General features: G+C 63.2%; 6 protein-coding genes. All 6 read right to left on the bottom strand.

Translation table 11 applies throughout. The annotated features are described in order from the left end of the window. Window positions 1-225: 225 nt before the first annotated feature. On the bottom strand, window positions 226-1,266 hold the full coding sequence (locus P4U43_RS06560; protein ID WP_277358005.1) for a DUF4192 domain-containing protein: 1,041 nt from the start codon (window positions 1,264-1,266) through the stop codon (window positions 226-228). A gap of 460 nt (window positions 1,267-1,726) precedes the next feature. Next, window positions 1,727-2,155, bottom strand: coding sequence for a hypothetical protein (locus tag P4U43_RS06555; protein ID WP_277358004.1), 429 nt, complete (start codon window positions 2,153-2,155; stop codon window positions 1,727-1,729). A gap of 22 nt (window positions 2,156-2,177) precedes the next feature. After that, the gene (locus P4U43_RS06550; protein ID WP_277358003.1) at window positions 2,178-2,429 is read right to left on the bottom strand and encodes a hypothetical protein; all 252 of its coding nucleotides are present in this window, start codon (window positions 2,427-2,429) and stop codon (window positions 2,178-2,180) included. 497 nt (window positions 2,430-2,926) lie between these two features. Continuing rightward, on the bottom strand, window positions 2,927-4,357 hold the full coding sequence (locus tag P4U43_RS06545; RefSeq protein WP_277358002.1) for a ParB/RepB/Spo0J family partition protein: 1,431 nt from the start codon (window positions 4,355-4,357) through the stop codon (window positions 2,927-2,929). A gap of 387 nt (window positions 4,358-4,744) precedes the next feature. After that, on the bottom strand, window positions 4,745-4,987 hold the full coding sequence (locus P4U43_RS06540) for a hypothetical protein (RefSeq protein WP_277358001.1): 243 nt from the start codon (window positions 4,985-4,987) through the stop codon (window positions 4,745-4,747). Window positions 4,988-5,209: 222 nt separating this feature from the next. Then, window positions 5,210-6,139 carry a ParA family protein gene (locus P4U43_RS06535; RefSeq protein ID WP_277358000.1) on the bottom strand — a complete coding sequence of 310 codons (930 nt, stop codon included), beginning with the start codon at window positions 6,137-6,139 and terminating at the stop codon, window positions 5,210-5,212. Window positions 6,140-6,454 lie beyond the last annotated feature (315 nt).

The raw sequence follows: 6,454 nt of genomic DNA, 5'->3' as shown, positions 1-6,454 counted from the left end.
GTGGCAGGGAAGGCGAGCCGACACGTCTCCTCATAGACCAGCAAGCACCGAAAGAGATGCCAGCCGTCACGCAGCGGGTAAGTCAGGAACCCCTCCCTTGCCACCTGAAACCCATCTTTCCTCAGTGCGCCAGCGGGGGAGGCCGCCGCCGCGCACCCAGGGGGAAGCTGGGGCAGGGAACCCGTTCCATTCCCTGCCCCAGCTCTTCAACCCTAGACTTGCTGGTTAGCGCTGGTAGGCGGTGTCCTTGCTGGTGACGCATACGGGGAGGGTTCCGGTGTTCACGAGCTGGGTCAGGAGCTGTGTGAGCCGGTGCTCACGGTCGGTGTCCTGTGCTGTGGTGAGGTACTGGGCGGCGATGGAGGAGCGGCCCTTGTACCAGTGGATCCAGCCGAGGAACGCGAACAACGGTGCCCGTGCTTCGGACGGCGTGGACGAGAGGAGCCCGGTGAGGAGGTTCTGGGTGGCGTCGACGCGGTCCCAGTCGGGGCGTGCGGGGTAGCGTCCGATCACGACCTGCGCGAACGTATCGGGGTCGTCGTCGGTGCTGATGGTGTCGGCGATGATCCGGTCCCGTACCGCCGGGGCGTGCAGGGCCGCGATCAGGTGCAGGGCGGTGTCCTCGTCAGGGACTGTGCCGAGGGTTTCCTGCCAGAGTGCCCGGCATCCGGTCATGACCGGAGCGGTCCAGTCGGCGGGGTCGGTGATGGTCCAGCCGGTGATGATGTCCCCGATCCGGTCGAGGGTCTCCGGAGTGTTCCCGGTGTAGTCGGGGATGGTGATGGTCCCGGCGGTGGGGTTGGAGCCCTCGTAGATCAGGTGGGCGTTGAGCATGCTGTCGGTGACCTCATCCAGCGGGCGCGGGGTACAGCAGTCCGCGTCCTGGCAGAAGTAGGTTTCCCACTGCTCACTGGTCACCAACCAGCTGTCGCGGATCGGTGTTCCCGCAGTGTCAAGGGCGTTGTCGATGGCGGTGGAGTGCTCGCTGTAGGGTTTGGTGCCGTCGATGGTGGCCCGGTCGGTGTAGGCGATGGACAGGACCCCGTCCGCCTCCCCATCGTGGGCTAGGTAATGCCGGACGGTTGCCGCGTACTGGGCGGGGCTGACCTCGGGCCCGGGGGCGTCCAGGCGCAGGGTCGCGCCGAGCTGCTTGCCGTGCATGGTCAGGAACACGAATGAATCCTGCGGGGTGAAGCCGAGGGTGTGCAGGACGTAGGCCAGAATGTCGGCCGGGGACGAAACAGACAGTGGGGTCTTTCCCATCATGATGTGATGCTCCTTAGTCGCAGAGAATGGGGTTTCGGGCTGTGGTGGTCCAGCAGTCGCCCTCTCCCCTCGTCGTTGTTTTGCCTGCTGGCAAGCTCGCTTGCTTGTGCCCGACGGAGCCGGGTCAACCCCGGCAGGGGCAAAGGAGCACAGAAGGTGGGAGGAAATAAGCGACTTTAGGAGCGCCGGACACCTTCTGGGCGGATGCAGCAGCGCAGCTGTTGACCCGGTGGAGCGGGCACACATAATCCGTAGGACAGCAGCAAAACCACAAGAACCCCTGCCGACGGCGACGCAGGAGCCGACGGCAGCTACTGTCCGGAGCGGTAGCGCAGGCCCGTTTCCTGGTGCGAGCGGGCGAGTCACCAGGATCCTTCTCGTCCGGGCCGGCTCCGTCCGGTCCGGGCAGCACCCCCACCACCAGAAAGGTGGCGGGGATACCATCCCCCTCCTGGTTGGGTTAGCTGGTCGGGTTGTAGGGCCGGCGGTCCCCGCCGGGCAGCCCGGCGGCGGTCATGGGGAGGTGGTGGGGTCCGTGGGACTGGCCGGATTTCCAGTGGAAGAAGACGTCCTCGGTGATCGCTTCGAAGCATGCCTCTTGGGAGCGGTACCAGGAGGCGCGGGTGTCGCCTTCCACGTAGGTGCCGTACCCGAACAGCTCCCCTACCTCGTCGCGGTGCCGTGCCACGGTGAAGATGATGTAGGGCCAGGCCCCGGCGTCCCAGCCCTCGCTCGCCCACCCGGGCAGCGGCACCCAGCCGGAGCCGTTCAGCGTGTTCATCCAGTCGTACCCGTCGCCGGTCCTGTCATCGGCAGGCAGCGCGGGCACGGTGATGGTTTCTTCGGTGTCGGCGGTGACGGTACGGGTCAGCAGGCGTGTGGTGGTCATGATCGGTGTCCTTTCCGGGTAGTCAGCGGCTGATGAGGCCGGTGGTCGTGTCGATGGTGAACCGTGCGCGGGCGCGGTCCCGGTGTGGGTTGTCCCCGCTCAGCAGGAGGTTGCAGGCGGTGAGTTTCCCCGGTTCCCGGTACTCGGTGATTTCCCGCAGTTCCTGCACGGGGGCGGCGTACCCGGCGATGGTGACGGTCCGGCCTGTGTCGGGGACGGACACGAAACGGGTCACCGCGTCCTGGCGGGATTGTGGCTGGTTGGTGGTGTTCACGATGTGCTCCTTCGTCGCAGGGTGGGGAGGGTTTTGCCCGGTGATGTACCAGGTGGGTTTTTCCTTTCCCCCGTCGTTGTTTTGCCTGCTGGCGGAGCAACGCGCAGCTGTGCCTGACGGAGCAGTGCTCAACGCCGTAGGTGCCAGGGTGCGCCAATCCTTGGGAGGAACTAAGCGACGGTAGGAGCGCCGGACAGGATTGGTGTGCCCGCAGCCGGCGCCAGCCGGTTGACGCTGCGGAGCAGGCACGCACAATCCGGAGGACAGCAGCAAAACACGAAGCAACTGCCGGGCGTGACGTAGGAGCGCCCGGCGTATCAGGCCGCAGCGAAGCGAAGGGCCGCTCACATTCTTGACTCCGAGCGCGAGCCCGAACGTAGTGAGGCCCGTTTCCTGGTACGAGCGAGCGAGTCACCAGGTCATTCGTCTGGGCCGGCTCCGTCCGGGCCGGGCAGCACCCCTGCCACCGAAGGTGGCAGGGGCACCGCTCCCCTAGGTCAGCTCGCGTCGGCGTACCCGGTTTCCTCCGCGATCAGTTCTTCCTCACCCGTCCGGACGTCCTCGAACGTCTCCCCCGGCGTCGGGGCTTCATTGGTGGAACTGGTTTCTGTGTTTACAGTTTCCTGTGTTTCTGTGTTTCCGTGGTCGGTGATGAGGGTTTCCACGTCGCTGAGCGTGTAACCCCAGACAGCGAGCTGGTTCAGGTAGTGGCTGGCGGTGCTGGACGGGTTGCGCCATGAGGCGCGGGACAGACTCTTCTCGAACCCAGCCAGGACCACGGCGAGGACGTTGGTTTCATGCTTCGCGGTCGCCTTGCTGGTGATCGCGGTCAATGCCCCGTATTCGTCGGTGGCTCCGAGCAGTTCGGCGGCGAAACCGCTGTGCTTGGACAGCCCGTCAGCGACCGTGTACCCGTGCGATCCCATGGACTGGGCAACGAATTTGAGCGCTCCCTTGGGTGTGGTTTTGGCTTTCAGGAGCTTCTGGACGAACTCGATGCGTACGATTGTGGCGGCGTCCCAGGCCTTGTTGTTTTCGATCACGGTGCGCCGTTCGGCTTTTTCCTCCTCGGTCATCTTCCCTGACCGTGCCGCGCCGGGTTTGGTGAAGCCTGCGGCTTTCCAATCGGTGTTGATGTAGGTGACGCGGACCTCGCCCAGATAGGACCAGCCGATGTGCGCGGCGTCGGCATCTTCAACGGTGAGCGGTTCACCCTCACTGGTGCGCAGATCGGTGATGCGGGCCATGGCGCCCTTGTAATCCCAGTAGGACACGTCCTCGTCCACGACCGTCAGACCCTGCGCTTCTACCTCCGCTGTGGCTTCTGCGATCAGTGCGGCGCGCGTCCGGTCGTCGCGGAGCCGCTGGGCCGTGTGGTCGAAGCCCTGCGGGTTCTGGTCCGCGACCTGCTCGAGCTTGACGATCGCGTCCTCATCGCCGTGGAACTCTTCGATGACGGCGGCCATCTCCAGCGTCATGCCGTTGGCGAGGGCTGCTGTGGCGGTGTCGTTGGCGCGGACTTTCAGCGCCGAGTCGACGGTGGCTTTCTTCGCCCCGGTTTTCCGGGCGATCTGCGTGGCCGAGACCCCGAGCAGGGAGAGTTGGTGGAACGCTTCGGCCCGGTCATGATCGGTCAGAGCCTGCCTGTGGTCATTCTCCACGACCTGCTTGGCCAGCCGGTCCGCTTCGGTGAGGCTGTCCACCACGTACACCGGGATCAGGGATTGTTTGGTTTCGACGGCGGCGAGGGTGCGCCGCTGCCCGTACAGGACGTGCGCTCCCCCGTCCTCGCCGCGGTGGGCGACGACGGGCTGGATGACGCCGTGTTCCTTGATGGAGGCCAGGAACGCCTTATCGAGCTGGACGTCGGCGCGGACGTTCGCGTCGATGGTCAGGGTGGCCGGGTCGATCATTTCCAGAACAGTCATGAGATGTGTGCTCCTCTTTCGCAGGTGGGGAAGCTGGGCTGTGGTGTACCAGCAGCTGCCCCTCTCCCCCGTCGTTGTTTTGCCTGCTGGCGGAGCAACGCGCAGCTGTGCCTGACGGAGCAGTGCTCAACGCCGTAGGTGCCAGGGGTGCGCCAATCCTGGGAGGAAATAAGCGACGGTAGGAGCGCCGGACAGGATTGGTGTGCCCGCAGCCGGCGCCAGCCGGTTGACACTGCGGAGCAGGCACGCACAATCCGAAGGACAGCAGCAAAACGCGCGTCTGTTTGGTCAGGCAAAAGCGGAGCGCAGGACCAATCCTTCTAAACGACGATGCCCGCCCGGCGTGTGGCCATTGGGCGGGCGGGGTCGGGATCGCGTCGGAGTGTGCTACCTGCCGATACGGCGTGGTTTCAAACCTAGACCTCTGGCTATTGCTTCTTCACTTGTCCCCTGAATTTCGTGCTCGCGTTGAAGAAGTAGGTCAATAGCGACGCGGATGAGGGTGTTATCGGTGATGCGTTCGCCGACGGAAGTGCCGTTCGGCAGGCGCCGCTCGCTGTTGAGCCGCCGGGTGAGCAGGGTGAGCGCGTCAGCTTGTTCGTTGTGAATGCGAGCTTCGCGTCTTTGCATCTGTAGGTACTTCGGTACTGACGTAGTTACAGAGTCTGTAACTACGTCAGACTCAGGGGTCGGCGCAGAAGCGGATGGTTCGGGAGTAGGTAGAGACTTCGTAGTGTCTTCGGGCTGGGTCAGCGTTGGTCGGTTGGCTTTGATGAGGCGATCTAGGCCAGCCGTCTTCGTCGCTTTGGGCGCCAGACCGCTAAGGGTGCGTCGGGTTGGTTGAGTAGTCATTTAGCTCTCCGCTCCGGCTGCACTTGTCGGGATGGAGGTCGATTCGCTTTCGGTTATGCGAGCAACAACTTCTTCACCGAGTGCTTGGAAGTCTTCAGCGACTCCGACGGCACTCTTGGATCGGGGCCCGTCATGCTGTTGGCCACTCCCCCGCCGCAACTCCCACCATTTAGGAGCAGCGAGCACTGCTTCCTCCAGCTCGAATGCAAGGAGTCCACGTTCGCGGCTTTCCTGTGCCGCTGCTTCAGCATGGCGGATGGATGTCGCGAATATGGGGGCGCCTGATCCGAGATCCTGCCGGATCGCCTCTCGAGCGCTTTCGGACACGCGCTTGGCGGATCGGTTGACGCCGAAAAGCACGATGCCGAGGAGGTCCAGGTCAGGGTTGATGGCAACAACCGCGTCAAGACGCCGCGCTACATCTCGAAGTCCTTTGCGCGACGATGCGTCTGTTTTAACTGGGATCATTGCCCATCGTGCGGCCGCGAGAGCGGCTTGCTGGAGGGTTTCCTGCCCGGGAGGACAGTCGATGAAGATTAGATCGTAGTTCTCGGCTAAGCCTTCGAGACCCTGAGCCAGGGCTGCTTTGGCTATGGCGGGGTCTTTCTGGGCTTTCAGAGTCAAACCTGCTGCCGCCATGTCCAAATGGGATCCACCCATGAGCACGTCCAGATTCTCCCTGACGCCCAGCACCGGCTGTGCCTCAGAACCAAACACAAGTGTCTGCGCGAGGGCCATCCCGTCATCGTTCGTATCGGCGTCCGTATAGCCGAGCTCCTCGGCAAGATTTCCCTGCGGATCCATATCGACCAACAACACCCGATATCCGCTTGCAGCTAGCATTCCTCCGATGTTCGCTGCGATGGTCGTCTTTCCTACCCCACCTTTGCCATTCACTATGGCGATCACGCGATCTAATCCTTGTGGCATATTTCCTCCTTAGCCCCATGGTCGCCGTTCGAAGCCGTAAGCCGACGGAGGCGCGCCGACAGTCTGTCAGTTCCGTACTACCGTACTACCGTACTACCGTACTAACAGAGTTTGTCATTTTGGACCGATACGAATGTGATTGCTCTCGCCTTTGGAGAAACTCCAAGGGGGGCCCACAGGTGCGCGGATAGAAAAGACCCCGTTAGTCACGTAATAACAGAGTCTGTTATTACGTGACTAACGGGGTAACGTACTAACAGATTCACAGCGCTGATAGCCAATGAATTGTCTGTCAGTACGTGAGTTTGTGACTAA

This window comes from Arthrobacter vasquezii (assembly GCF_029455255.1).
GTDB lineage: Bacteria > Actinomycetota > Actinomycetes > Actinomycetales > Micrococcaceae > Arthrobacter_D > Arthrobacter_D parietis.
This window is presented reverse-complemented; position numbering and strand designations above follow the sequence as displayed.